Raw genomic sequence first — 26,092 nt, 5'->3', positions numbered from 1 at the left:
CGAACGTCGGGTACGCGGTGGAGGCGGAGAGACGGTGATGCGAGGAGGCGGGCTTGTGCCTACACTGACGGAATGCCCCTTCTACGCTCCTGGTCAAGTGTTCTGGGTCTCGGTCTCCTCGTGGGAGGAGTGGCCCTGGCCGAAGGCACCTCGGTCATCTCCGTGGACCTTCCGTATGACAATTACAACCTGCAACTGCGTGGTGCTGACATCGTGTCGCGCGATCTCCAGCTCCAGCGCGTCGGGACGGAGCTCCGCGGGCGGGCGCTCGGCTCGGTGGCGCAGCTCACGCTCAAGAAGGACGGCGTCTCGGGTGCCGTGGGCACCTCGCCCGTGAACCTGAAGGTCCGCACGGAGGGAGACACCCTGCTCGCCGAGGGGGGCTTCATCGATGGGCCGGTGACGCTGCGCTTCAGCCCGAAGGAGCTCCACGTCTACATCAGCCAGTGCCGCTATGAGCTGGCGTTCGCCCAGGGGGTATACGAAGGGCGGCGCAGCTGTGACAGCCGGCTGCTGCCTCCGGTGCGCTTCTCCGTGCCGCCCGATCTCCGCGAGCGGAGTCCCGCGGAGCAGGCGGCCCTGCTGCTGTTCGCGCTGGCCCCCGCGGCCAAATAGGGGGGCGCACTCCGGACCCGTCTTCTATCGGGTCCGGAGCGCACCGGGCACTAGTTGATGATCGGGATGCACCGGCAGCTGGTCATGTCGCACCGCGCGGCCTGGCCGCAGGTGTCACCGCAGTTGGGCTTGCAGACGCACTGGTCACCCGACTCGTTGCAGCCGAGCAGCGGGCCCGTGCAGTGATCCGGCTCGATCTCGCTGTGGTTCGGGTCGTCCTCGCAGGGGGCGCCGCCGTCGGGAGACTTCACCGCATCCACCCAGTACTGGTACGAGACGGCCACCTGGGTGGTCTCGCTCGAGGGGCGGCAGGCGCCGAAGAAGGAGAGGGTGCGCTCGCTACCGTCGAAGTCGAAGCCGTTGGCGGTGCTGCGCGGGATGTCGCCGCTCGCCTTGCAGACGGCCGGGTCTCGCACGTTCTCCATGGCCACCTTGATGGACGCGCCAATGGGCGGCTTGAGGGTCTTGTAGCCCGCCTTGCCGATGGTATCGTCGATGATGGCGTCCATCGAGGTCTCGATGGAGGCGGTGTCGAGGATGGATCCGAGCACGCCGCCCGTGGCGTTGACCACCGACGCGTGGCGCTGCGGGCCGTTGGCGGGCAGTGGATTGAACTCGCGTGAGCCCGTGGTCACGGTGCAGGTCGTGCCCTCACTGCAGCCACAGGCCTTGCCGGCCGGACACACAATGCCGTGCACGGTGATGTGCCTGCCCGTCTTGTTCTTGGGCACCGACAGCTCCGAGTTGGTGCCGAAGAACTCCGCGAATTCGAGGACGTTCACGCACTTGCTGCCCGCCTTGTCCTTGCTTCCTCCGGTGCCGCAGTTCTCCTCGGTGGTGCTGTAGCCGGTGGTCTGATCGTCCGCATCACCGAGCAGCACGACGACGAGGATGGCGTCCTTGCGCGCCAGGGCAGGGGATTCGGAGGCGCCGGGTTCGGTACCGGGCGTCATGTCGTCGATGGACTTGCGGGCCGCGCCGAGCACGCCCTCGAAGCCGTTCCCCGACAGTCCGACCCAGCAGCCGCCGTTGGCGCCCTCGGTGGAGCCGCCGGGGCAGGGCGCGGACTCGGGCGCCGCGGGGAGGCTGCACGTGCCGGACGAGCACGTGCTGTTCTCCGTCAGCCAGGACTTCACCTTGCTCACGTTGCGGGTGAAGCGCCGCAGCCGGGCCACGTTGGGTCCGTCGCCCGCATTGCCCACGTGGTAGGCCGAGGTCACCATCGCCATGCGCCAGTCCATGGACGAGGCGTTGAGCGCGTCCGCCGCGGACTGGGCGGTGGCGGCCAGCGACAGCTGTGAGGTCTTCATGGAGCCGCTGTCGTCCACGACGAAGAGGAAGTCCACCTTGGCCACCGGGAGCGTGAAGCGCTCGCACTGCGCCGCCGTGGGCTCGCCGAACTGGGCGAGCGCGGAGCCATCCGAGAGATCCTTGATGGAGAAGGCGGCGGGGGTGCTGCGGTTGCCGCCCGTCACGCCCGCCAGGGGTGCCACCGCGATGACCACCACGAGGCTCTGGTTGGAGCGGTGCACGAAGAGCGACTGGACGCGGAAGTTGCCCGTCACGCCCGCGGCGGCGCTGCTGAGGCGGCCCGTGCTGCCCGGCACCAGCGCGTCCACCAGCTGATCCGTGCGGCGCTTGAGGTCCGTGGTCGTACCGGCCTGGTCATAGAAGGCCTGCACGGCCTCGAAGCCCTCCCACGTCTTGAACGACTGGTGGGTGCGGTTGCTCAGCGCGCCCTTGGATGCGATGGCGGGCTGCAACTCCTCCTCGTCACCGAGCGCGGTCGTGGAGTTCGCGGGAGCGGGGCGCCGGAAGGCCAGGAAGGCCACCTTGGTGGTGCTGTCATAGCCGACGAGCCCCTTCACCTCGGTGCCCGACTTGATCTGCGTGACCTCCGTGAAGGTGGGCGGCAGGGCCAGCTTGATGTCCGCGCCCTCCTCGGACTGGAAGATCACGGGGCGCAGGTTGTTGGTGGTGCACACCTGGCCGGCGGGGCCCGAGGCGTCGCTGGTGCGCGGATCCAGCTCGCCCGGGTCCACGTTGCCGTTCTGGTTGGTGTCCTCGGCGCCATCGCTCACGCCGTCGCCGTCGGAGTCCGGGTTCGTCGCGTCCGTGGCCGTGCCGGGGTTGGCGTCCGGGCGGAAGATGCCCGCGCAGTTGGACTCGTCCAGGTTGGTGGTGGCGCCCACCTCCACGCCGTCGGAGATGCCGTCTCCATCGGTATCGAAGTGGCGCGGGTCCGTCTCGGAGGGCGCGCGGGTGCCGTTGGCGTCCTGGTCCTCGCCCTTCACGCTCCCGCTGGTCGGGCCATCGCGCAGGCCGTCACAGTCCGAGTCCACGAGCAGCGGGTGTGTCTCGTCATCGTCCACCTTGCCGTTGTGGTTGGCGTCCTCCACGCCGTCCAGCAGGCCGTCCCCGTCCGAGTCCGCCTTCACGGGGCTCGTCTGCATCGAGGCATCCGCGTCCGCGGGGATGGTGCAGGACGTCCCGTCCACTGCCTTGCCAACGCCCACCTCGAGCCCGTCCGGCAGTCCGTCCTGATCGGTGTCCGTGAGACCGGGGTGGGTCTTCTGCCCGTCGTAGACCGCTTCGAATTCGAACTTGTCGCTCAGGCCATCACAGTCGGTGTCCTTGGCGGCGTTGTTCGGATCATTGGGATCGGTGGGCAGTGGCGTGGGTCCGGTGTCCGGTGTGTCGACGGGTCCCGTGTTGGGATCGGTACACGCGGGGGCCGCCAGCAGGCTCATGGCGAGCAGTGCGGCGCTGATCAGTTGTCTTGGATTCATGGGGCCTTCCTCATGGATGCTCTGAGGTGTCTGGAATACCGCCCCCCCACACGGCAATCTGAATCATATACGTTTGTGGACGTATGCCATCTTGTTTCGCTGGGGCTGGGATTTACGGCCCGAGGCGGATTCCGTTGCCGGTAAGGGATTTCATGTGTTGGAAGAATGCGTGCATTTTGAGAGAGATTGATTGCACCAACAGGCTTTGGCTCCAGCGCGTGCTCCATACGGACAGTGCGTGGAGCGGATGTATGCGAACAGGGGTGTGCCTCGGAGCGGGACTCACGGAGTTCGTGCCGGGATGTTGTCTATTTCGGCTCTCAACGGACGTGCTTCGTCAGAATGGGAAGACATAAGAAAGTGCCGTCGGCACGCACCCCCCTCGCGTGCATCCCCTTCTGAATCGGAGGCCCATGATGTGCCGGAACTCGAGTTCCCTGGTGCTGATGCTGCCCTTGTTGGCCCTGCTGGGTTGTGACCCTGGCGGTGGAGGAGGGGACGGCCCCCAGGTGACGGTGGCGTTGGAGCCGGCGGCGGTGACACTGCCCATGGCTGGGACGCAACGCTTCACGGCGACGGTGGCGGGAGCGAGCGACACGTCGGTCACCTGGACCGCGACGGGCGGGGAGATCACCCAGGAGGGCGAGTTCAAGGCGCCGAGGCAGGAAGGGACGTACAGGGTCCGGGCCACGAGCGTGGCGGATACGGCGCGGTACGCGGAGTCCGTGGTGACGGTGACGAAGCCGCCGCCGCCGACGATCCATGCCTTCACGGCGGGGTCCGCGACGATCAACGTGGGCCAGAGCACGACGTTGAACTGGGAGGTCTCGGGAGCCACGAGCCTGAGCATCGAGCTGGATGTGGGCACGGTGACGGGGACGAGCGTGACGGTCACCCCGGCCAGGACGACGACCTATATGCTGACGGCTACGAACGAGGGAGGCAGCGTCACGGCCACCACCACGGTCACGGTGCGGCAGCCGCCGGCCATTTTCTTGTTCACGGCGGCGTCGGCGACGATCAACGTGGGGCAGAGCACGACGTTGAACTGGGAGGTCGCGGGAGCCACGAGCCTGAGCATCGAGCCAGGAGTGGGCACGGTGACGGGGACGAGCGTGACGGTGACTCCCGCCACGACGACGGCCTATACGCTGACGGCCACGAACGAGGCGGGCAGCGTGACTGCCTCCACCACGGTGACGGTGCGGCAGCTACCGGCCATCTCCGCGTTCACGGCCGTCTCGGCGACGATCAACGTGGGGCAGAGCACGGCCTTGAATTGGGAGGTTGATGGCGCCACGAGTCTGAGCATCACGCCGGGCGTGGGTACGGTGACGGGGACGAGCGTGACGGTCACCCCGGCCACGACGACGACCTACACGCTGACGGCCACGAACGAGGCGGGCAGCGTCACGGCCACCACCACGGTGACGGTGCGGCAGCGGCCCACCATCTCCTCGTTCACGGCGGCGTCGGCGACGATCAACGTGGGCCAGAGCACGGCCTTGAATTGGGAGGCTGATGGCGCCACGAGTCTGAGCATCACGCCGGGCGTGGGCACGGTGACGGGGACGAGCGTGACGGTCACCCCGGCCACGACGACGACCTACACGCTGACGGCCACGAATGAGGCCGGCAGCGTCACGGCCACCACCACCGTGACGGTGCGGCAGCGGCCCACCATTTCCTCGTTCACGGCGGCGCCCACGACGATCACCGCGGGTGAGAGCGCGACGCTGAGCTGGACGTCAACCGGGGCTACGAGCCTGAGCATCGCGCCGGGAGTGGGAACGGTGACGGGGACGAGCGTCACGGTCACCCCGTCCGCGACGACGGCCTACACACTGACGGCGACGAACGAGGCGGGCAGCGTCACGGCCTCTGTCTCGGTGACGGTGAATCCTCCGGCCGTGGACACCTGGGCGTCCCTCAGTTGGGCCAACGAGCTGCCCGGCAACTACGACTCGGACGTCTACCGCTGGCTGGATGCGGGCAAGCAGCAGCGGACGGCCGTTCTCACGCGCAACACCGCCCGTGATCCCGGCGGCAGCTACGGCGGCATGCTTCGCCAGTTCCGCTTCTACACTGGCACGTCGGAGCGCGTCGCCACGGGCACCGGCGCCACCAGCGGCGCCGGCTACATCTGGAACGGCTGGGGCTATGTGGTAAGTCACTTCAGCGGCAATGGGGTGAGCCACTCCGGAAACCTCGCGGGCAACTACCGCCGGGTCTTCGTTGGCCGCCACCATGCCATCCACGAGTTCTCCTGGAACATGCCCATCGGCGGCACTCCGGTCAAAGTCACGGTGCACTGGTTCTTCGCGACGGGGCGGGATCATCCGGTCTACGCCGTCACCTTCGACACGAGTGCCGCGGGTTCCTCTGGCCTGCCCACCAGCGCGGACTCCCGCACGCCCTATGGCGACATCGCCTGGGATGGTGATGGCACCAACGCGTTCGTGGACGGCGTGAAGTGGGGCGACAAGTACAAGTTCTTCTCCCGCACCGAACCCTTCACGGCCCAGAGCCAATGGGACTACAGCCAGCCCAACGTCGTCCCCTACACCATGCTCTATTCCCGCGCCGCCGATGCCGAGATGGGCATGGTGCAGACGCTCAATTGGCTCCAGCACAACACGGGCGGCACCTGGTTGAGCGACAACTGGGGCCGGACCTCCGAGACTCGTGCGAACCCCGGTAATTTCGGCTCCTGGATGATGCCGCCCAATTGGAACTGGCCCTACCAGATGTGCCAGTACGAGATGGGTGACACCAGCCAGACTCGCAGCAAGCGCCTCGCGTGGGGCTTGATGTACGACGCCGTGGGCAAGCCTTTCTACGACGGCTATGGCTACGAGGGGTCGTTCGTGGGTCATCCCTACCAGAGCTATTCCGTCTTCATGGTCATGGGTCAGCAGAGCGCTGGGGAAGTCCTGGCTCAGGCGACGCATGTGGAGAGCATGCTCAATGCGCGGCTCAGCGTGGTTCAGGGCGCGGTGGTGACCTCCGGTCCGGGCGGCGTGGCGCGCTCCGACTCCACCACCTATCCGGTGCCCGGGTACAACAGCAACTACGCGGCCTACGAGTTCCAGGCGGACCTGTCCGGCCAGTTCAACGCGACCCTGAACGCCGCAGGAGGCGAGCTGCAGAATCCGCTCTTCATGGTTCGTGCCGCGGCGGGCGTGCCGGCGCGCCTCTACCTGGACGGCGTGCTTCTGAATGCGGACGTGGACTACTTCGCCTCCTTCGACTCCACCTCGGGCGTGCTGTGGCTCACCCTCAACCGGGCCTGGAGCGGCAGCCACACCCTGGCCAGCGGTACGTAGAGAAGAGCAGGGGAGCGGCGGGGACCACCGGCGCGAGGCTCATGGGCCTCGCGCCGGGGCACTTCCCGCTACGGATTACTTCCAGGTGTCGTTGAGCGTCACGGTGCCGGCCGCGGGCGTCGTGGAGGTGCGGTTGGCGCCGCTCTCCCAGACGACGTTCCCGCTGCCGTCCTTCTTGATGTACTTGTACTCGAAGGCCGTGGAGCCGGGCAGGCTCAGCGTCACGCTCCACGCCGGGTAGTTGGCCGGCGAGAGCTGGATGGCATTGGCGGTGTTCCAGCTCCCGAGCGTGGCGATGCTGCCCACGACGTAGATGTTCTGGCCCACCACGGTGCTGGCCGTCTCGTTGAAGGTGACGGTGGCGCCGGTGGTGCTGGTGGTGACGCTCAGGGCCGTGCTCACGGCGGAGACGTTGCCCGCGGTGTCCCGGGCGCGCACGGTGTAGCTGTACGTGGCGCCGGCGCTCAAGCCGGTGTCGGTGTAGCTGGCGGAGGTGGGCGAGCCCACCAGCGAGCCGTTGCGGTACACGTCATACCCGGCGATGCCGCTGGCGTCCGTGGAAGCCGTCCACGTGAGCGAGACGGAAGTGGACGTCTTGGAGGGCGCCGTCAGGCCCGTGGGCACGCTCGGCGCGGTGGTGTCGGCGGACGGCGCGCCCGCGGTGATGGTGCCGGCGTTGAACGTCTGCACGCCCGCGGGGATGAAGTAGTTGAGCCCGCCATTGTTGTCCCAGGTGCCACTGCCGTTGTTGAAGACGGCCTCGAGCTGTGTGGCCGAGCCCAGGTTGATGGTGTACTTCGCGTAGCCAGCCACCTCCGCGTTCGGCATGGCGACACCCGGTGACGTCGTCCACGTGCCACCCGCGGGGCGGTAGTGGATGTAGGGCGTGGAGAAGCCCTTCTTGTAATAGACGGTGACGGAGTTGCCCGAGCTGGTGGTGACGGAGAGCGCCGTGCTGGCCGCCGAGGTGTTGCCCGCCGCGTCCCGCGCCTTCACGGTGTAGCTGTACGCGGTGCTCGCCGCGAGCCCGCTGTCCGTATACGTGGTGCCCGTGGGCGTGCCCACCTGCGTGCCGTTGCGGAAGACGAGGTAGCCCGTCACGCCGATGTTGTCCGTCGACGCCGTCCACGACAGGGACACGGACGCGGACGTCTTCGAGGGCGAGGTGAGGCCACCGGGAACGCTGGGCGGCGTGGTGTCGGCCACCGGTGCTCCCGCGGTGATGGTGCCAGCGCTGAAGGTGGAGACGCCTGTGGGGAAGAAGTAGTTGCTCCCGTTGTTGCTGTCCCACGTGCCGCTGCCGTTGTTGAAGACGGCCTCGAGCTGCGTGGCCGAGCCCAGGTTGACGGTGTACTTCGCGTAGCCGCTCACCTCGGAGTCGGGCATGGCGTAGCCCGGCGCCACCGTCCACGTACCGCCCGTGGGACGGAAGTGGATGTACGGCGTGGCGAAGCCCTTTTTGTAATAGACGGTGGCGGTGTTGCCCGCGCCGGTGGTGGCGGAGATCGCCGTGCTCTGCGCCGAGACGTTGCCCGCCGCGTCCTTCGCCCTCACGGTGTAGCTGTACGCGGTGCTCGGCGACAGGCCCGTGTCCGTGTAGCTGGTGCCCGTGACGGAGGCCACCTGGGTGCCATTGCGGAAGACGTCATACCCGGCCACGCCGTAGTTGTCGGTGGAGGCCGTCCAGAGCAGGGCCACCGAGGAGCTCGTCGTGCCCGAGGCCGTCAGCCCCGTGGGCGCCGAGGGCGCGGTGGTGTCCGGCGCCAGGGTGGTGACGGAGAGCGCCGTGCTGGCCGCCGAGGTGTTGCCCGCCGCGTCCTTCGCCTTCACGGTGTAGCTGTACGCGGTGCTCGCGGTGAGCCCGCTGTCCGTGTAGCTCGTGGTGCTGCTCGAGCCCACCTGCGTGCCATTGCGGAAGACGTCGTAGCCCGTCACCGCCACGTTGTCCGTGGCCGCGTTCCAGGTGAGCTTCACCGAGCGATCCGTCCTCGTGGAGAGGGCCAGGCCCGTGGGCGTGGAGGGCGCCGTGGTGTCCACCACCAGGAACGGGTGCGTGCCCTGCACCGTGCCATTGAGGTCCTCGATGTACTTGCCGCCCACCAGGTTGTACCGGCCCGCGCCGACGTAGACGGATTGGATCTCGCTGCGGGTGACGTTGCCCCGGCTGTCCGTGGCCTCGATGTAGTAGTCGAGTAGCTGGTCCCGGTAGTTGCCGAGGTAGACGTAGTAGAGGTCGCCGATCTCCTGCGCGGGCACCTTCGCCATGACGGGCAGGTAGGCGGGCTGCCACGCGACGCCGTTGATGACGGGCTTCAGATCGCGCCGGGTCAACGGGAAGTCCACCCAGGCGCCCACACGCGTGGTGTCGATGTTGGGCACGCCCGCGGCCTTGCGCGCGGCGGGGTCATACACCTTGTGGGTGTTGTCCTGCGGGTCGATGCTCTTGCTGGTGTGCACACGCACGCGGGCCTTGATGCTGGTGATGCCGCTCAGGTCGTACGCGTAGGTGTAGATGGCGAAATTGTTGTTGAAGTGGTGGAGCGTCCAGCCCTCGGACTTGTCCGTGTTGGCGCTGCCCGGGTTGTAGGGCCAGCGCTGCGGCCACCAGACGGACGGCCCGGTGCGGTCCTGGGTGAGGCGGTCCTGCACGTAGGGCTTGGAGAAGTAGAGCGACTGGTTGAAGGCGAGCGTGGGCTTGACGTTGTCGTCCTGGTTTTCGTCGTAGTAGCCGAAGCCCGAGTCCATGGCGGGCAGCAGGAAGTACCAGGCCAGCTCGGCGGGGTTGGCGCCGCCCGCCCAGTCGTTGGCCGCGTCACCCTTCACCGGGAAGGACATCATCCACGGGTTGAGCTGGTTGCCCGCGTGCGTCACCTGATTGTCCAGGGTGGTGGTGGGCTTCCAGTGGTTGGGGTGGCCGTCGAGCCAGATCTGCTCGGCCGTCTTCGCGTAGTTGAGCGCGGCCTGGAGCAGGGCGAAGTTGCGCTCCAGGTAATGCCAGCCGTGCTCGAAGGAGACCGTCATGCCCTCCTGCACGCCGCTGAGGTTCGTCTTGGGCGCGAGGTTGAGCCCGGTGGCCGAGTTGAACGCGGGGAACTGGCCCTTCCAGATGCCGAAGGGCAGCTTCCAGTGATGCCACTGGGGGTCGGACGAGGAGTCACGCGTGTCCACCCACGAGCCGTCCTGCACGTGCACCACGTCGGTGGCGGGCGGCGTGTGGTTGACGAGGTACTCGCTGATGCCCATGCACTGCACGCCATTGGTGCAGGTGACGCTGCGGCCGTTGTACCAGGTGGTTTCCGAGCCCGCGCGCCCGCCCGAGTTGTCTCCGTCATGCGCGATGACGAAGAACTGCTTCTGCGGCACGAGCCCCTCGAAGCTCCGGAGGTTGACGACGTCGACGGTGGCCTCGCCCTCCCAGCCCTCGAGCCAGGAGCCGTTCTGGTTGACGGGGATGCCCACCACGCGCGACTCGGCGCCCGTGGCCGGGTCCACGTAGCGCACCCAGTGTGGCGTGGAGGCGAACGGGTACTTGTTGCGGATGGTCTGCTGCTCGTGCGCCATCTGCACGCTCACCCAGCTGCCCACGTTGCTGGTGTTCTGCAGGTCCGCGCGGTTGGGCGGTGACACCAGCGTGTCCGAGCCCGGATCGTTCAGGAAGGGGTAGTCCTTGAGCGTGCGCGAGAAGTGGTTGTCTCCGATGACGGACCACTGGATGTTCAGCTTCGCCAGCGTGGGGATGAGGCGCTCGGAGAAGCCCAGCTCCGTGGGGAAGAAGCCCTTGGAGGACTGGAAGTTGCCGCCCAGGAAGTAGGGCTGCGCGAGCGTGGTGCTCTGGTAGATGAGATCCTTGAGGAAGTACTCCGGCCCCACCAGCGGCCCCATGGAGTGGTGGCCGGTGAAGTGGATGAGATCCAGCGTCCGGTTGCCCGCCGGAGTGCGCAGCGTGTTGTACCGGTCCCGCCACGGCGTGCCCCAACTGGTGTTGTTGTAGCCGGGGACGTTCTGCAGCGTGTTGAGATCCTGGACGTTGTTCACCACCGACCCGGACATGGTCACGTGGATCTGCCCGGTGGGGGCATTGGTGCTCATGTCCGCCGCGACGTTCGGGGGCCAGTACATATAGGCGCCCGTCTTCGCGTGGTGCGAGTAGTAGGTGACCAGATCGTCGTGCGGCATCGGCGCGCCCGACGGCAGGTAATAGGTGTAGTTCGACGGCGGGTTCTGCTTCAGGTTGATGACCTGGCCGTCATACGTGTAGCGGATGGCTCCGCCCACGGGCGTCGACGCGTACTTGCTCACGTCGTAGTACGCCCAGAAGTTGGGCATGTGGTTGTGGTAGACGTGCGACGCGGCGATCTGCGCCTGCGCCGGCCCGGCCCACAGCAGCGCCGCCACGGCGGGCAGCAGCAATGGCTTCAATCGGTTCACGGGGTTCCTCGGGGAGAGGGGTTGGGGAGGCGCCGGACGGATTAGTAGGGCTAACTGTTTTTGTCACTTTCTTCTGAAATCCAGTTTTATTAGGAGTTCACATGAAAAAGGGGTTCTGGGTGTGCGCGCTGCTCCTGATGGCGGCGTGTTCCGAGAAGCAGGGGAGTGCGTCCGGGCCGAGCGCGCAGGACAAGGAAGCGGCGGCCCTGGCGAAGCAGGACGCGCAGTGCCCTGGCGGGACGGTGAAGGGGTGTCTGGACGGGGCGATGGAGGCCGATCGGCGCGGTGAGGCACCGCGCGCGGTGGAGCTGTACACGCGCGTCTGTGACGCGGGCGTCGCACGGGCGTGCAACGTGCTGGGCACCTTCGTCTGGCAGGGGCGGGGCGTGGGCGCGCCGGATCCGGCTCGGGCCTATTCGCTCTACAAGCGCGCCTGTGACGGCGGAGATCCGGGGGGGTGCTTCAGCGCGGGCATCTGCCACCGGACGGGCTCGTGCGCCGAGAAGAACGACGCGGAGGCCAACAAGCTCATCCAGCGCGCGTGCGATGGCGGTGACAAACGCGCCTGCGCCAACCTGGGCGGCCGCTGAAGGCCCGCCCGGCGGCGCTCAAGGGGACAGCGGGGACTTCACGGCGTGGAGGTGCCCGCCTGGGCTGCCTGGGCCTCCTGCTCGACCCTGGCGGCCTCGGCGGCGGTCCGGGCGCGGAGCTGGAGCTCGCGCTCGATGCGGTTCTTCGCCTCCTTCTCGGTCAGCGTCTTGATGGTGGCCAGGCCTTGCTCGAAGTCCTTGCCGATCATCCCGTCCATGTCCATGAACAGGGACATGGCCTTGCCCAGGAAGGTGTTGTTCCCCTCCATGGCCCAGGTCACCTGGATGTTGCCCTCGCCCGCGGGCTTGAACGTGAAGAAGGTGGTGTTCGTGGCCGCGAAGGGCTCGGAGAACTCGAGCTGGATCTGGATGGACTCGTAGAGCTTCGCGTCCACGATGGTCATCTTGCCCTTGCCCACCTGATCATTGCCGGACCAGGTGTAGATGGCGCCGGGCCCCGCGAAGGCCCCGTCGAAGGCCGTCTGCATCTTCGGGTCCTTCGCCGCCCAGGGAGACCAGAACTTCCACTTGTGGAAGTCGTTCACGGTGCCGAAGGGGAGCTCGACGGGGGCGGCGATGGTGATGGACCGCTCGACGCGGAAGGTGGACGGCCGCGACGCCACCACGGCACCCACGCCGATGAGGGCAACGACGAGCGAGAGGGAAATCTTCTTGAGCATTTCGTCTCCAGAGAGGCGGGGTTGAACCGTATGTCCCTGGCGGCTGGACGGCAAATGCTCCGCGTCTCCGGACAGAGCGTCCGGGCCACCCGCTCCGGCGGTCTGGCCGAGCAGGCATGCCAGGCTTCCTCCCATGGTGCGTCTTGAAGGACGGCGCCCAGCAGTTGGGAAAGAGCTGGGGGTCCATTACTATTGACGGTAGTAGCTGGCCGGGCTCAGATGCGGGCATCGTGAAGAAACGCACCTGGGAACCGCTGGGCCACCTGGAATCGGCCGTGATGGATGTCGTCTGGGCCCGAGCCCCGGTGACGGCTCGCGAGGTGTGCGACCGGATGACGGGGGCCGAGGAGCGGGCCTACACCACCATCATGACGACCATGGACCGGCTGCACCGCAAGGGGCTGCTCGTCCGCGAGAAGGACGGGCTGGCCTGGCGGTACGCGCCCGCGCTCGGCAGGGCCGAGTTCGAGAAGGCTCTCGCGGACGGCCTGGCGGCGGAGATTCTGCAGGCGCACGGCGAGGTCGCGCTCTCGGCCTTCGTCGATGCAACGGCCGAGGTCGATGAGGGACTGCTCGACCAGTTGGCGCGGCTCATCGCGCAGCGGCGCAAGGGGCGTGGGTAATGGCGGCCCTGGCCTTCCTCCTGGAGTGTGCGGCGACGGCGGCCCTCATCGGGCTGGCTGTCTCGATGCTGGTGTGGCCAGCGCTCCTGGTCCTCCGAGGCCGGGTGTTGCAGCGCGCTCCCGCGCTTCGGGCGGATATGGCCTTCGTGCTCGGCACGCTCCCCGCCCTGGTCTCGGTGGGAATGGTGGCCGCCGCGGTCGCGCCTCCATTCGCCGCCGCGGCCGGTCTGGCGGCGGACCATTGTCTGGGTCATGGGCATCACGTCCACCTCTGCTTCCTCCACTCGACGCATGTGAGGCCCCTGCTCGCGTTGGTGGGGGCGTCCGCGCTCGCCGTGTTCCTCTTCCGTGCCGGGGGATTCGTCCATCGGGTGCTGCGGATGCGGGCGCGGCTGTCCGCCCTCGAGTCGCTCGGCACCTCGCGCCCGGGGCACTTCCTCATCGTCGCCGTCCCCGGGGCGCCGCAGCTCTGCCACGCGGCTGGATTCGTGCGCGGGCGCATCCTGCTCTCGGCCAGCCTGGAGGAGTCGCTCACCCCGACGGAGCTGCGTTCGGCACTGGCGCACGAGGAGGCCCACCTGCGCCGTCGAGATCCGTTGCTCGGCTTGCTCCTTGGAGTGGCCGGGCTCTTCGCCGCGCCGTTCTTCGCCCGGGCCTGCGCCGCCGTCTACCAGACAGCCGCGGAGGAGGCGTGTGATGCCGAAGCGGCAGCGGTGATGGGCGATGGCGGGCTGGTGGCGGGCGCGCTCGTCAAGGTGGCGGCCCTCCAGCGGCGGGTGTCCCACGTCGCAGGGGAGGCTCCCGCATTTGGAGCGCTCGCGCTGGAGCGCCGTGTCCGGCTCCTGCTCGATGAAGAGGCGCGAGCCTCCACGGCGCACGCCCTTCGAGTCTCCGGAGCCGTGGCCCTCGCGGCCGGGCTGTTCGCACTCGCTCACACCGCCTTCCTCCACCACGCGGTGGAGACGGCCCTCCATCTCCTCTTCTGAGAGCTCCAGGCCATGTGCATGCGTTCGCATTCTCGGCGTCTGGCTTCATCTACTACCCTGGGTAGTATTGCCCTCCTGCTGCTGGCCGGTACGGCCGTGGCACAGCCCGCGCTCGACGAATCGCGATACGTGGAGCGCGTGCTCTCCGCGAGCCTGGAGGCCCGCGTCGCCGAGCTCGAAGCCGCGCTCGGCCGGGCCGAAGCCGTGGGTGTTGGGTTGTGGCCCAATCCCGAGCTGGGATGGGAGCGCCAGAAGACGACCTCCGGAACACGGGATGGGGAGAGTCAGGATGTGCTGGTGGCCTCCATCCCCCTGGTGCTCTCCGGACGGCTGGGGTTGGAGCGGCAGGCGGCCGAGCTGAACGCGAAGGCCGCCGAGGCGCGGCATGAGTGGGCCCGGGCCGGTCTGCGGCATGAGGCGACGAGGGCGTTCTCCGCGGTGCTGGCGGCTCGGGAGCGCCGGAGCATTCTGGAGCAGTCACTCGCCGAGCTGCGGCGCCTGGCCGAGGCCATCGCCACCCGCGAGCGGGCGGGGGATGCCGCGGGCTACGACAGGCTGCGCGTCGAGCTGGAGGCGGCGACGGTGCAGGATGCGCTGCGTGGCGCCGTGCTGGACGAGCACCAGGCCGAAGCCCAGGCGCTTCGTCTCCTCGGGCCCGAGGTGGTGGCGCTTCCTCCATTCGAGGGCTCGCTTCAGGGGGAGCGGCCCCTGCCAGAGGGGACATCGCTGTTGGCGGAGCTCGGGGAACGGCGCGGCGACCTGCGCGCCCTCACGCTCGAAGCCAGTAGCGCGGAGTCCGCCCGGCGTGCGGCGGGCCGTGGTTGGATTCCGGAGCCCTCCGTCCGCGCGGGCGCGCAATTCCTCGACGTGGGACTGCCGGGGGCCGGGGTGGGGTACGTGGTCGGCGTGGGGCTGCCGCTGCCTCTCTTCGACCGCGGGCAGGGCGAGGCGGCTCGGGCGGAAGCGCGCCGGGGGCTCACCGAGGCGCGCCGCGCGGCACTCCTGCACGAAGCACGGACGCGGCTCGCGGTGGTTCTCCAGGCGGTGTCAGGCCGGCGGGAAAGACAGGCACGGCACCGGGCGGACGTGCTCGAGCGCGCGCAGGAGTTGCGCCGGATCGCCGCGACCGCCTACCGGGGGGGAGGTGCCGAGCTCCTCGTCCTGGTCGACGCCGAGCGTGCCGCCCGTGAGGCTCGGCTGACCGCTGTCGAGTTGGCGGTGTCCCTGGTCGAGGCGGAGACAGACCTTCTTCTTCTCGCGGGGGCCTATGACGGCGCCGCGCCCCGGAGTGCCACCCGATGAGCCGCTCCCTGCTTCTCTTCCTCTTCCTGGCCTGCATGCTCGCCTGCAAACGGGCCCCGAGCGACCATGAACACGGCGCCGGACAAGGCCATGAGCATGGTCACGAGCACAGCGCTCCCGCCGCCAGTGGGCCGGAGCGTCCGGACGAGTCCGTCACCGTCTATCAGGATGGCCTGGAACTCTTCATGGAGTACCCGGCGTTCGTGGTGGGCCAGCCCTCGCCGCTGGTGGCGCACTTCACCGACGCCCGCGATCCCAACGCCTTCCGGGTGGTGACGAAGGGCCGGGTGACGGCCACGCTGCGCTACGTAGACGGCACCGAGGAACGCTTCGTGGCCGACAAGCTCCTGCGCGACGGAATCTTCAAGCCGGCCGTGCAGCCCACCCGGGCTGGAGAGGGCACACTCACCCTGCGCCTGGAGGGCGAGCAGGTGTCGGGCACCGTGGACGTGGGCAAGGTGGTGGTGCACCCCACCGTCGCCGCGGCCGTGGCCGCCGCGCCTCCCGAGGAGGGCGGTGAGGCCACCGTGCCCTTCCTCAAGGAGCAGCAGTGGAAGACGCAGTACGCGACGGCGCCGGCCGAGCCGCGAGTCCTCCAGGGTGGAGTGCGCGCCACCGGTGAGCTCAAGCCCGTGGCGGGCCAGGCCGCGGAACTGTCGGCTCCCGTGGCGGGGCGCATCCCCGTGGGGGACCGGGTGGTGCACCTGGGGCAGCGCGTGCGCAAGGGCGAGGTGCTCGTACGGCTGATGCCCACGAGCGCCGCCGCTGGGATGGATGTGGCCACGGTGGAGATGGAGTCGGCGCGGGCCCGGGCGGAGCTGGGCCTGGCGGAGCGCGAGGTGAAGCGCGCGGAGGAGATGTTCGCGGGCAAGGCCATCCCCGAGAAGCAGCTCGACGCGGCGCGGGTGGCGCGGGAGGTGGCGGCGGCGCGGGTGGCGGCCACCGAGCGTCAGCTCGCGCTCTACCGCAGCACGCAGAGCGGGTCGCCGGGAGGCCCCAGTGGCGCGGCCTTCGAGCTGCGCTCTCCGGTGGATGGGGTGGTGTCCTACGCGGAGGTGACGCCCGGGGCCATCGTGGACGTGGGCACGCGGCTCGTCTCGGTGGTCAACCCCGAGCGGCTGTGGCTGGAGGCGCGGGTGTACGAAGCGGACGTCGCGAAGGTGGAGCGCTCGCCCGGTGCGGCCTTCACGGTGGCGGGCTTCGACCGGGAGTTTTCCGTGGACGAGAAGACGGGCCGCCGGGTGGCGGTGGGCTCGGTGGTGGACCGGGTGACGCGCACGCTGCCCGTCATCTTCGAGCTGCCCAATCCCGAGGGCGTCCTCAAGCCGGGCATGTTCGCCAAGGTGGTGCTCTACACGGGGGAGACGGTGCGCGGGGTGGCCATCCCCGAGTCCGCCATCGTCGACGACAACGGCAAGCCCACCGTCTTCGTCATGGAGGGGGGCGAGTCCTTCTTCAAGCGGGCCATCCAGCCCGGGGTGCGCTCGGGCGGTTACGTCCAGGTGCTCGAGGGCGTGAAGGAGGGGGAGCGGGTCGTTTCCCAGGGGGCCTACGAAATCAAGCTGTCCACCGTGGCGGGAGCCGCCGTCGGGCATGGGCACACGCACTGAGGGCCCGGCATGAATCGCCTCATTCGCTGGTCCATCGACAACCGTCTGCTGGTGGTGGCGGCCTCCGTGTTGCTGCTCGTCCTGGGCATCGAGACCGCCCGGAACATGCCCGTGGACGTCTTTCCGGATCTCACCGCACCCACCGTCACGGTCCTCACCGAGGCGCACGGGCTCGCGCCCGAGGAGGTGGAGACGCTCATCACGTTCCCCATCGAGACCACGGTGAATGGCGCCACGGGCGTGCGCCGGGTGCGCTCGGCCTCCGCGGTGGGCATCTCCATCATCTGGGTGGAGTTCGACTGGGGCACGGACATCTACACCGCCCGGCAGGTGGTCAACGAGAAGCTCCAGCTCGTGGCCAGCCAGCTCCCGCCGGATGTGCCGCCGCCCACGCTGGCGCCCATCTCCTCGGTGATGGGGGAAATCCTCTTCCTGTCCGTCTCGTGGGACAAGGGCGCGCAGGCGCCGGACGCGGCGGGGCGGGAGGCGCAGATGATGGAGGCGCGCAGCGCGGCGGACTGGGTGCTGCGCAAGCGCCTGCTGTCCGTGGCGGGCATCTCCCAGGTGGTGCCCATTGGCGGGGCGGTGAAGCAGTACCAGGTGCTGCTCCGGCCCGAAGCCCTCCAGGCGCTCGACGTCAGCTTCGAGCAGGTGGTGCACGCGCTGCGGACGACGAACCGGAACACCTCCGGTGGTTTCTTCGTGGAGCGGGGGCAGGAGTACCTCCTGCGGGCCGTGGGGCGGGCCCAGGACGTGGAGGACGTGGCCAACACGGTGGTCACCGTGCGTGCGGGCCAGCCCATCCGCGTGGGGCAGGTGGCGGACGTACGGGTGGGGCCCAAAGTCAAACGCGGGGAGGGAAGTGCCAACGCGGAGCCCGCCGTCATCCTCGCGGTGATGAAGCAGCCGGACGCCAACACCCTGGAGCTCACCCGGCAGTTGGACGCGGTGCTGGACGACATCCAGCCCACCCTGCCCAGGGGACTGATCATCAACCGCCACATCTTCCGGCAGGCGGACTTCATCTCGGTGGCGGTGCACAACGTGTCCGTGGCGCTCCGGGACGGTGCCATCCTCGTCGCCGTCATCCTGCTCGTGTTCCTGATGAACCTGCGGGCGACGTTCATCTCGCTCGTGGCCATCCCGTTGTCGCTGGTGGTGGCGGTGCTGGTGCTCAAGGCGCTTGGCGTCACCCTCAACACCATGACCATCGGCGGGCTGACCATCGCCATCGGGGCGCTGGTGGATGACGCCATCATCGACGTGGAGAACGTCTTCCGGCGCCTGCGGGAGAACGCACACCTTCCCGAGAGCGAGCGCCGCTCCGCCTTCGAGGTCATCTACCGGGCGTCGGTGGAGGTACGGGCCTCCATCGTCTTCGCCACGCTCATCATCATCCTCGTCTTCGTGCCGCTCTTCTTCCTTTCGGGGCTGGAGGGGCGGATGCTGGCACCGCTGGGGCTGGCCTACATCGTGGCCATCGCCGCCTCGTTGGCGGTGGCCGTCACGGTGACTCCCGCGCTGTGCGCGTACCTGTTGCCGCGAGCCCGCTCCCTGGGCGCGGAGGAGGGGCCCGTGCTGCGCTGGCTGAAGGAGCGCTACCAGCCCGTCCTCACGTGGGCACTGGGGCGCCCCCAGGCGATCCTGGGTGGGGCCGGCCTGGCCTTCCTCGCCACGCTCGCGCTCGTTCCCTTCCTCGGGCGCGCGTTCCTGCCTGAGTTCAACGAGGGGACGTTCACCGTGAATGTCGTCACGCTGCCGGGCACGTCGCTGGAAGAGTCGGACCGGCTCGGCCGTCGCGTCGAACAGGCGCTGCTGGCCCTTCCCGAGGTGGTGACCACCTCACGCCGCACCGGGCGCGCGGAACTGGACGAGCATGCCCAGGACGTCAACGCCTCCGAGCTCGACGTGGGCGTGGACCTCTCCAAGGGCAAGCGCGACAAGGAGGAGTTGCTGGAGGCGATGCGTCAGGCGCTCGCGCAGGTGCCAGGGGCCGTGGTCACCATCGGCCAGCCGCTCTCACACCGCATCGATCACATGCTCTCGGGCTCGCGTGCGGCCATCGCGTTGAAGCTCTTCGGTGATGACCTGGACACGCTGCGCGGACTGGCCGAGCGCGTGAAGGCCGTAGCGGAGACGACCCGGGGCGCGGTGGATGTATCCATCGAGCAGCAGGTGAACATCCCGGAGGTGGAGATCCGCATGGACCGTGACGCCGTGGCGCGCTACGGCCTCACCACGGGCGAGGTGGCCGAGGCGGTGGAGCGGGCCTTCTCCGGTGAGACGGTGGGCACCCTGCTGGAGGGGCAGCGGGCGGTGGAGCTCGTCGCGCGCCTGGATGACGCCTCACGGGCGGACCTGGATGCCATTGCCTCCACGCCGCTCGACACGCCCTCGGGCCCGCGGATTCCCCTGAAGATGCTGGCGAGCCTCACACGCGAGACCGGCCCCAACACCATCACCCGCGAGAACGTGCAGCGGAAGATGGTGGTCCAGGCCAACGTGTCCGGGAGGGACTTGTCCTCGCTGGTGGACGAGCTCCGGGCCCGGGTCTCGCGCGAGGTTCAATTCCCCGAGGGGTACTACATCGCCTACGGCGGCCAGTTCGAGAGCGCCGAGCAGGCCGCCCGCACCATCACCCTGCTGGGCCTGGGCGTGGTGGTGGGCATCTTCCTGCTGCTGGTGGTGGCCTTTTCGTCCGTACGCAACGCGCTGCTCACCCTCATCAACCTGCCGCTGGCGCTCATCGGCGGAGTGGTGGCGGTGGTGCTCACGTCCGGCGTGGTGAGCGTGGCCTCGCTGGTGGGCTTCATCACCTTGTTTGGGATTGCCACGCGCAACGGCATCCTCATGGTGAGCCATTTCGAGTACCTGATGACCGAGGAAGGGAAGAGCCTCCCGGAAGCGGTGGTGCAGGGCTCGATGGAGCGCCTCGCGCCCATCCTCATGACGGCGCTGTGCGCGGGGCTCGCGCTGGTGCCGCTCGTCATCGCCGGAGGTGAGGCGGGCAACGAGATTCAGGCCCCCATGGGGGTGGTCATCCTGGGCGGGCTGCTCTCCTCCACCTTCCTCAACATGCTGGTGGTACCGGTGCTCTTCCAGCTCTACGGCAGGCCGCCCAGGGCCGGGGAGGCCCTGGGCGAGTGACGTCCAGGGCGTGACGCCGGTGATGGGCGTCACGATGCAGCCCTCGCGTGAAGACAGACAGCGGCGGCCGTGGACGTGCCGCGGCCGCTCAGCACTCGATGATGTTCACCGCGAGGCCGCCGCGCGCGGTCTCCTTGTACTTGGTCATCATGTCCGCGCCCGTCTGGCGCATCGTCGCGATGACCTTGTCGAGCGACACCTTGTGTTTGCCATCGCCCTGCAACGCGAGCCGCGCGGCGTTGATGGCCTTGATGGAGCCCATGGCGTTGCGCTCGATGCAGGGCACCTGGACGAGCCCGCCGATGGGATCGCACGTGAGGCCCAGGTTGTGCTCCATGCCGATCTCCGCCGCGTTCTCCACCTGCTCCGGCGTGCCGCCCATCACCTCGGTGAGGGCCGCGGCCGCCATGGAGCAGGCCACGCCCACTTCACCCTGGCAGCCCACCTCGGCGCCGGAGATGGAGGCGTTGAGCTTGTAGAGCATGCCGATGGCTCCGGCGGTGAGCAGGTAGCGGACGGCGCCCTCGTCATCCGCGCCCGGCACGAAGCGCCGGTAGTAGTGCAGCACCGCGGGGATGATGCCGGCCGCGCCGTTGGTGGGCGCCGTCACCACGCGCCCCTGCGCCGCGTTCTCCTCGTTCACCGCCAGCGCGTAGAGGTTCACCCAGTCCATGGCCAGCAGCGGATCCGCGTTGCCGCGCATGTCGCCCTTGAGCTTGCGGTAGATGCCCGCCGCGCGCCGCTTCACCTTCAGCCCGCCCGGGAGGATGCCCTCGCGCTCGCAGCCGCGCTTCACGCACGCCTGCATGACCTCCCAGATGCGCAGCAGCCCCGCCCGTACCTGGGCCTCCGGCCGCAGCGCCTTCTCGTTCTCCATCATCAGCGTGCTGATGCTCAGCCCGTGCTGGTGACAGAGCGCGAGCAGCTCCGCGCCCGTCTTGAAGGGGTAGGGGATGCGCGAGTCCTTCACGCCCACGGCGTGCGCCGAGCTGCCATCGTCGTTGATGACGAAGCCGCCGCCCACCGAGTAGTAGACGCGGCTGAAGGGCTCGCTCCGCCCGGAGAGCACCGCGGTGAAGCGCATGCCGTTCGGGTGGCGCGGCAGCGACTGCCGCTTGTGGAAGACGATGTCCTCGGAGGGACGGAACTTCACCGTGTGCTGACCGAGCAGCTTCAGCTTCGCCGTCTCGGTGATGCCCGAGATGCGCGCGGGCACGGCGTCACAGTCCACCTCCTCGGGACGCTCGCCCTCCAGCCCGAGCAGCACGGCGATGTCGCTGCCGTGTCCCTTGCCGGTGTGCCCGAGCGAGCCGAACAGCTCCGCCTTCACGGACTCGACGCCGCCGAGCCCTCCCGCTTCCTTCGCGAGACTCTCCACGAACTGCCGCGCCGCACGCATCGGTCCCACGGTATGCGAGCTCGAGGGCCCGATGCCGATGGTGAACATATCGAAGACACTGAGTGACACGAACCGCCTCCCGCCCGAGGGCAGGCGAACCTATACCGCAAGCGGGTGCCACTTGCCGCGCGGGTCCCTCGTGCGAGGGGCGTCCTCCCGGCCATGAGCTGGATGTGTCCGGCGGAATGCATCATCGAGCACACTTCCACCCTCGATGACGCAAGGCGTCCCGATGACGCAAGGCGTTGCCGCTGGAGCCCCAACGACTCAGTGGCCCGAGGCAGCCGAGGCGGCGAACTCCTCCGGCATGACGGGCGCGCGGAAGGGCAGCCGCCAGCGCTCGCGGTCGCCCGGCTGGCTGCTCTTCACCCGGGTGAGCCCCTTCAAGCCGAGGCCGAGCAGCGACACCATGCCCAGGGCGATGGCCCCCGAGGTGGCGGTGCGCAGCGTCCGCGGCCAGAGGGCACGCAGGCCAAAGAGGCCCACGGGAATGACGTAGACGGGAATGGCGGCCAGGCCCGCGAGCGCGAGCCAGCGCCGCTTGTCGGCTTCGGACAGAGCGGAGAGATCCATGGCTGCCCTACAGGGTGAGGGCGCGCATGGCGGGCGGGAAGGGGTCCCCGCGTGCTGGTTGCATGGAGACCGACAGAACGGACGGGCCCGCCGCTCAGTTGCCGCCACCACTCCGCTGCCAGGCCTCGCGGCGCTGGTCCTGGACGCTCTTGCGCGAGAGCGCCTCTTCGATCTGCCGGGGCAACTCCTCCAGGCGCGTGCGGTGCATCCGGATGCTCAGCGCGTACAGGCCCTGCTCCTGGTCCGGCAACTGGGTGCCGTACTGCTCGAGCACCGTCGTCGCGAACGAGATGGCATCCTCCGACACCTGGCGGCGGTGCTCGTAGTACTGGTGGATCTCCTGCTCGGTGGCCGTGTTCGACTGCACCTTGCCGTAGAGCGCGTTCCAGCGCCTTCCTTCCTCGTCGCGCTTGCGCAGCACCTCCGGGTCCTTCGTCGGCACGCCCGTCTCCCAATAGAGGTTGTTGGGCAGCAGCGTGCGCAGCTTCTCCAGATCCACCGGATGCCGTGCGGGTGTCTCGCTGGGAGCAGCCTCGGCGATGGGATTGGCCGGGACTCCGGCATCGCTCGGCACCGTGGCGAGAGCGGATGACGTGGGGGCGGCCCGGGGCTCCGGGGTGGGTGCGCGCTGCCCGGGCACCGCGGCCCGTGATTCTTGTCTTGATGCGTCATCCGTGGAGGGACTCGCGAACAAGACACCGACGAGCACCAGCGCCAGCAGCACGACAGCCGCGGCCCCGAGCAACCACGGCAGAATCTTCGGTCGACCATTCACAGCCATGACGGATGAGATACCTCGGGATGCGTGGTTGTCACAATCTCGTAAAGTGGGAATTCGCCGTGCCTTCTGGAGATACAACTATTTCACGGATTGTGCTAGGTGTGTGTCTCCCCCCACAAACCAACCATGGAAGGAGTTGGGATGAAAAACCATCTCTTGATGGGTCTTCTCGCGGCCGCGGCCGTTCCGGCGGCCACCGCCCAGGCCGAGGTCCTCGTCTCTGGCATTGTCGATGTGCTCGTGGACGGAGGAAACAACTACACCTGGCAGAAGGTCGAGCTGCCGGGGACGAAGTGTGGCAACGGTTCCCAGTACAAGTTCTTCGTCCACCGCAGCGACACGGGCTCGCAGAACCTGCTGTTCATGTTCGAGGGCGGCGGTGCGTGTTGGGATTACGACACCTGCAGCGGACGCGCGGGTTTGCTGGGCGCGGCCAATCCGAACGGCCTCACGGATGACTACATGCAGCAGTTCACGGCGAAGTACGTCTCGCCGATCGTGAACGGTGCGGATCCGGGCCTGCCGTTCCGCAGCCGCAAGGACCTGGTCACCAAGGACTGGAACATCGTCTACATGCCGTACTGCACGGGTGACGTGCACGTGGGCAACAACGCGGTGACCTACACGGACCCGACGGGCGTGGAGCCGCCGCTCACCTGGCACCACTCGGGATATACGAACTCGATCGCCGCGGCCAATTACGCCAAGGCGCAGTTCCCCCGGGTCAACAAGCTGCTCGTCACCGGCTTCAGCGCCGGCGGCACCGCCACCGCGGCCGGGTACTACTTCGTACGCAAGGCCATCAACCCGGCGCGTGGCTATTACATCAATGACTCGGGCCCCATCTACCTGGCGGCCAACGTCAATGACCGCTCGCGCGCCCTGCACGACAAGATCCGCCAGTCGTGGAACCTGAACTCGGTGTTCGGTCAGCTGCCGGCGTCGTTCGACCAGAACAACATGGGCACCATCAACCGCATGGTGGCCACGGAGTTCCCCGGCGACCAGCTCGCCTACACGGCCTACACGCGGGACTACAACTACTCGCGCTTCTCCTATGAGCGCTTCCACACGCCCAACGACCAGGAGTCGGTGCTGAGCTACTGGAAGCAGGACCAGGACCGGCTCGTGGCCGAGCTGAACCTCTACAACAACTTCAGCTACTTCATCCCGCACAGCCGGCCGATCAACGTCAGCCACTGCAGCACCATCATCACCTTCGTTGGCGCGCACGCCTGCCAGAAGATGGAGAAGAAGCGCTGGTACGAGTACGTCTCCGAGCCGTGGCAGAGCTGGAAGTGCAACAGCGAGTTCGTGCCGATGGACACGTTCCTCTCGCGCTTCATCAACGACAACCAGCGCATCCGCATCTACGAGCCGGCCAACGGCTTCAACGATGAGGATCCGGGCATGGGCATCCTCGCGCCGCTGATCAACGGCGCGCTGGGCGGCTAACCCGGCTGACTCCAGGCTGACATGAGGTCCGGGCGGGGTATGTTGCCCCGCCCATGGACTCGGAAGCAGCCGATGACCTGGGCGGCACGTTCGGTTCCGTGCTGCCCTGCCTTTGCGGTGTTCAGCGCCCGTAGCCGGCGCTCCTCACCTCCACGAGCCGGCCGTTCTCGAACACCACCACCTGCATCAGCTGGCGGGGACCGAAGTTGTACGTCCACTCCTCGATGGTCTTGTAGACGACCCGCTCCTGGGTGGTCTCGGTCTCCTGGCCCTTCTGCCTCGTCTTCTCGCCCACGCTCTCGGTGCGGGTGTTCTTGTCCATGGGCTCGCCGCACTTGATGAGGACATCCGCCTTGGAGGCGTCATCCGAGACGAGCGCGTTGCCGCAGCGCAGCGTGGCCGCGTTGCTGGAGGAGGGGAGCAGGAAGAACGAGAGGGTCAGGGCCGCCAGGAGGGCACGCATTCGGAGAGTTCCTTCGATGTGGGTTCCGGGGATGAGTCGGACGGCCTACCCCCGGGAGATATTCATTCGCCGGGCCTACTTCGTGGGCTTCGCCTTGGGGAAGGTCATGTAGCCCTTCTCCGTGTACCAGGCCATGATCTCCACCTCGAGGCGCCCGGCCTTCACCGCGGGGTCCTCCTCGGCGAGCTTCCGGGCCTCCTCCAGCGTCTCGGTCCTGTAGAGGCACATCCCCCGGAAGGTGGGATCCTGCTGCTCGGCGAAGGGCCCGGCGATGACCAGCTTGCCGGACTCCGCCATGCGGTCGAGGTGCGCGAGGTGCTCCTTCTGGATGCGCTCGACCTCGGGTGTCACCTCGGGCGTCCACGAGGGACCGCGGCGGAGGATGACGAGGTAGTGCTTCTCGAACTCCACCTTCGGGGCGGCTTTCGCGGGCGGTGCGGCCTGGGCGGGCTTGTCCTTCGGCTGCTGGGCGCCGGCGGTACCGGCGAACAGGGTGCAGCAGAGCAGGGCGGCCAGGGCCGCGTGGCGGGAGTGGAAACGAGGAAGGGGGGAGGGGGTCGTCATGGTGGCGCGGACCCTACCAGGGCCTACCGACAGCCCCTGGCTCGCGGCGCTCGGGACCCCTTATCTTCTCGAAAGCGACTCATCGGAGGACCGGCCATGGCTGAGCGGACCGTGGGCTCGAGGCTGATGGTGTACGACCGAACCTGTGGCGGGCGCTGGGGCCTTCCGGGCCTCACCTTCTCGTGGCGGTTGGGCGGCGTGCTGTACCGCGCGCTCGGAAGGTTGGATGACTGGAAGGGCGTGGCGAGCTGGCCCGAGGCTCTCGACTGGTTGCTCGCCCGTTCGCGCGAGCGGCCCATCGCGGAGATCCAGTTCTGGGGTCATGGCAACTGGGGGTGTGTGCTCATCGACCGGGTGCCGATGGATGTGCGGGCGCTCGCGCCGGGCCATCCGTGGCACGCGCGGCTGGCGGAATTGCGCGAGCGGCTCGTGCCCGGCGGAGACTCGCTCTGGTGGTTCCGCACCTGCGAGACGTTCGGGACGGCCCGGGGCCATGCCTTCGCGAAAGCGTGGACGCGCTTCTTCGGCTGCCGCGCCGCGGGGCATACCTACGTCATCGGGCCCTGGCAGAGCGGGTTGCACTCGTTGCGCCCCGGTGAAGAGCCGCACTGGCCGGTGGAGGAGGGGGTTCCACCCGAGGTGCGCACGGGGATGCGGCATGCGCTGTGGTCGGGGCCTCGGGTGCCCAACACCATCACGTGTCTGCATGGCCGGGTGCCGCCGGGATTCTGACGTGGGCGCGACGGGCCCTTGTCCGCGGC

The 26,092-nt window shown here is 68.4% G+C and carries 18 protein-coding genes; 10 read left to right on the top strand and 8 right to left on the bottom strand.

What is annotated here, in order from left to right; genetic code table 11:
• Positions 1–129: 129 nt before the first annotated feature.
• Positions 130–615 carry a hypothetical protein gene (locus tag BO221_RS32035; protein WP_083681672.1) on the top strand — a complete coding sequence of 162 codons (486 nt, stop codon included), beginning with the start codon at positions 130–132 and terminating at the stop codon, positions 613–615.
• Positions 616–665: 50 nt separating this feature from the next.
• On the opposite strand, the gene cglD is transcribed toward BO221_RS32035, so the two are convergent.
• Positions 666–3,404, bottom strand: coding sequence for an adventurous gliding motility lipoprotein CglD (gene cglD / locus BO221_RS32030; RefSeq protein ID WP_073564628.1), 2,739 nt, complete (start codon positions 3,402–3,404; stop codon positions 666–668).
• Positions 3,405–3,817: 413 nt separating this feature from the next.
• Between cglD and BO221_RS52955 the strand changes: the two genes are divergently transcribed.
• Entirely contained in the window at positions 3,818–6,730 is a 2,913-nt protein-coding gene (locus BO221_RS52955; protein WP_143195797.1) for a hypothetical protein, read from the top strand.
• A 75-nt stretch (positions 6,731–6,805) separates the two neighbouring features.
• On the opposite strand, the gene BO221_RS32020 is transcribed toward BO221_RS52955, so the two are convergent.
• A complete protein-coding gene (locus tag BO221_RS32020; protein WP_073564627.1) occupies positions 6,806–11,158 on the bottom strand; it encodes a carbohydrate binding domain-containing protein in 4,353 nt (1,450 codons plus the stop codon).
• 101 nt (positions 11,159–11,259) lie between these two features.
• Here BO221_RS32020 and BO221_RS32015 point away from each other — a divergent pair, with 101 nt between their 5' ends.
• Complete coding sequence (locus BO221_RS32015) at positions 11,260–11,748, top strand: tetratricopeptide repeat protein (RefSeq protein ID WP_073564626.1); 489 nt, start codon at positions 11,260–11,262, stop codon at positions 11,746–11,748.
• A 38-nt stretch (positions 11,749–11,786) separates the two neighbouring features.
• On the opposite strand, the gene BO221_RS32010 is transcribed toward BO221_RS32015, so the two are convergent.
• The gene (locus BO221_RS32010; protein ID WP_073564625.1) at positions 11,787–12,428 is read right to left on the bottom strand and encodes an SRPBCC family protein; all 642 of its coding nucleotides are present in this window, start codon (positions 12,426–12,428) and stop codon (positions 11,787–11,789) included.
• A 230-nt stretch (positions 12,429–12,658) separates the two neighbouring features.
• Here BO221_RS32010 and BO221_RS32005 point away from each other — a divergent pair, with 230 nt between their 5' ends.
• From BO221_RS32005 to BO221_RS31985, 5 genes are read left to right on the top strand one after another with little or no spacing between them, the layout of a single operon-like run.
• Positions 12,659–13,051: a BlaI/MecI/CopY family transcriptional regulator gene (locus BO221_RS32005; protein ID WP_158079948.1), complete on the top strand. Its 393-nt coding sequence runs from the start codon at positions 12,659–12,661 to the stop codon at positions 13,049–13,051.
• A complete protein-coding gene (locus tag BO221_RS32000; protein WP_073564623.1) occupies positions 13,051–14,037 on the top strand; it encodes a M56 family metallopeptidase in 987 nt (328 codons plus the stop codon). The genes BO221_RS32005 and BO221_RS32000 overlap by 1 nt, the downstream gene beginning before the upstream one ends.
• Positions 14,038–14,055: 18 nt before the next feature.
• Complete coding sequence (locus BO221_RS31995; protein WP_158079947.1) at positions 14,056–15,339, top strand: TolC family protein; 1,284 nt, start codon at positions 14,056–14,058, stop codon at positions 15,337–15,339.
• A complete protein-coding gene (locus BO221_RS31990; RefSeq protein WP_073564621.1) occupies positions 15,336–16,949 on the top strand; it encodes an efflux RND transporter periplasmic adaptor subunit in 1,614 nt (537 codons plus the stop codon). The genes BO221_RS31995 and BO221_RS31990 overlap by 4 nt, the downstream gene beginning before the upstream one ends.
• 9 nt (positions 16,950–16,958) lie before the next feature.
• Positions 16,959–20,096 (top strand): efflux RND transporter permease subunit, encoded by a 3,138-nt coding sequence (locus BO221_RS31985; RefSeq protein ID WP_073564620.1) that lies wholly within the window; start codon positions 16,959–16,961, stop codon positions 20,094–20,096.
• 88 nt (positions 20,097–20,184) lie between these two features.
• Here the strand turns inward: BO221_RS31985 and BO221_RS31980 are convergent, their stop codons facing one another.
• The 3 genes from BO221_RS31980 to BO221_RS31970 all read right to left on the bottom strand — a co-directional run bounded on the left by BO221_RS31980 (position 20,185) and on the right by BO221_RS31970 (position 22,849).
• Positions 20,185–21,564, bottom strand: coding sequence for an L-serine ammonia-lyase (locus tag BO221_RS31980; RefSeq protein ID WP_073564619.1), 1,380 nt, complete (start codon positions 21,562–21,564; stop codon positions 20,185–20,187).
• 198 nt (positions 21,565–21,762) lie between these two features.
• Positions 21,763–22,068, bottom strand: a complete 306-nt coding sequence (locus tag BO221_RS31975) for a hypothetical protein (protein WP_073564618.1) — start codon at positions 22,066–22,068, stop codon at positions 21,763–21,765.
• 94 nt (positions 22,069–22,162) lie between these two features.
• Complete coding sequence (locus BO221_RS31970; protein WP_073564617.1) at positions 22,163–22,849, bottom strand: hypothetical protein; 687 nt, start codon at positions 22,847–22,849, stop codon at positions 22,163–22,165.
• A gap of 141 nt (positions 22,850–22,990) precedes the next feature.
• On the opposite strand from BO221_RS31970, the gene BO221_RS31965 reads away from it, so the two are divergent.
• Entirely contained in the window at positions 22,991–24,304 is a 1,314-nt protein-coding gene (locus tag BO221_RS31965; protein WP_073564616.1) for a pectin acetylesterase-family hydrolase, read from the top strand.
• A 121-nt stretch (positions 24,305–24,425) separates the two neighbouring features.
• Here BO221_RS31965 and BO221_RS31960 read toward each other — a convergent pair whose 3' ends face one another.
• Complete coding sequence (locus BO221_RS31960; RefSeq protein WP_073564615.1) at positions 24,426–24,767, bottom strand: DUF2845 domain-containing protein; 342 nt, start codon at positions 24,765–24,767, stop codon at positions 24,426–24,428.
• Between the two features lie 75 nt (positions 24,768–24,842).
• A complete protein-coding gene (locus BO221_RS31955) occupies positions 24,843–25,331 on the bottom strand; it encodes a YciI family protein (RefSeq protein ID WP_083681665.1) in 489 nt (162 codons plus the stop codon).
• A gap of 96 nt (positions 25,332–25,427) precedes the next feature.
• Here BO221_RS31955 and BO221_RS31950 point away from each other — a divergent pair, with 96 nt between their 5' ends.
• The gene (locus BO221_RS31950; RefSeq protein WP_233166334.1) at positions 25,428–26,063 is read left to right on the top strand and encodes a hypothetical protein; all 636 of its coding nucleotides are present in this window, start codon (positions 25,428–25,430) and stop codon (positions 26,061–26,063) included.
• Positions 26,064–26,092 lie beyond the last annotated feature (29 nt).

Source organism: Archangium sp. Cb G35 (genome assembly GCF_001896145.1).
GTDB lineage: Bacteria > Myxococcota > Myxococcia > Myxococcales > Myxococcaceae > Archangium > Archangium violaceum.
This window is presented reverse-complemented; position numbering and strand designations above follow the sequence as displayed.

Coding starts and splice junctions, on each gene's coding strand:
- cglD (WP_073564628.1), bottom strand. CDS start 3,404: ATGAATCCAAGACAACTGATCAGCGCCGCACTGCTCGCCATGAGCCTG.
- BO221_RS52955 (WP_143195797.1), top strand. CDS start 3,818: ATGATGTGCCGGAACTCGAGTTCCCTGGTGCTGATGCTGCCCTTGTTG.
- BO221_RS32015 (WP_073564626.1), top strand. CDS start 11,260: ATGAAAAAGGGGTTCTGGGTGTGCGCGCTGCTCCTGATGGCGGCGTGT.
- BO221_RS32010 (WP_073564625.1), bottom strand. CDS start 12,428: ATGCTCAAGAAGATTTCCCTCTCGCTCGTCGTTGCCCTCATCGGCGTG.
- BO221_RS32000 (WP_073564623.1), top strand. CDS start 13,051: ATGGCGGCCCTGGCCTTCCTCCTGGAGTGTGCGGCGACGGCGGCCCTC.
- BO221_RS31995 (WP_158079947.1), top strand. CDS start 14,056: ATGCGTTCGCATTCTCGGCGTCTGGCTTCATCTACTACCCTGGGTAGT.
- BO221_RS31990 (WP_073564621.1), top strand. CDS start 15,336: ATGAGCCGCTCCCTGCTTCTCTTCCTCTTCCTGGCCTGCATGCTCGCC.
- BO221_RS31985 (WP_073564620.1), top strand. CDS start 16,959: ATGAATCGCCTCATTCGCTGGTCCATCGACAACCGTCTGCTGGTGGTG.
- BO221_RS31975 (WP_073564618.1), bottom strand. CDS start 22,068: ATGGATCTCTCCGCTCTGTCCGAAGCCGACAAGCGGCGCTGGCTCGCG.
- BO221_RS31970 (WP_073564617.1), bottom strand. CDS start 22,849: ATGGCTGTGAATGGTCGACCGAAGATTCTGCCGTGGTTGCTCGGGGCC.
- BO221_RS31965 (WP_073564616.1), top strand. CDS start 22,991: ATGAAAAACCATCTCTTGATGGGTCTTCTCGCGGCCGCGGCCGTTCCG.
- BO221_RS31960 (WP_073564615.1), bottom strand. CDS start 24,767: ATGCGTGCCCTCCTGGCGGCCCTGACCCTCTCGTTCTTCCTGCTCCCC.
- BO221_RS31955 (WP_083681665.1), bottom strand. CDS start 25,331: ATGACGACCCCCTCCCCCCTTCCTCGTTTCCACTCCCGCCACGCGGCC.
- BO221_RS31950 (WP_233166334.1), top strand. CDS start 25,428: ATGGCTGAGCGGACCGTGGGCTCGAGGCTGATGGTGTACGACCGAACC.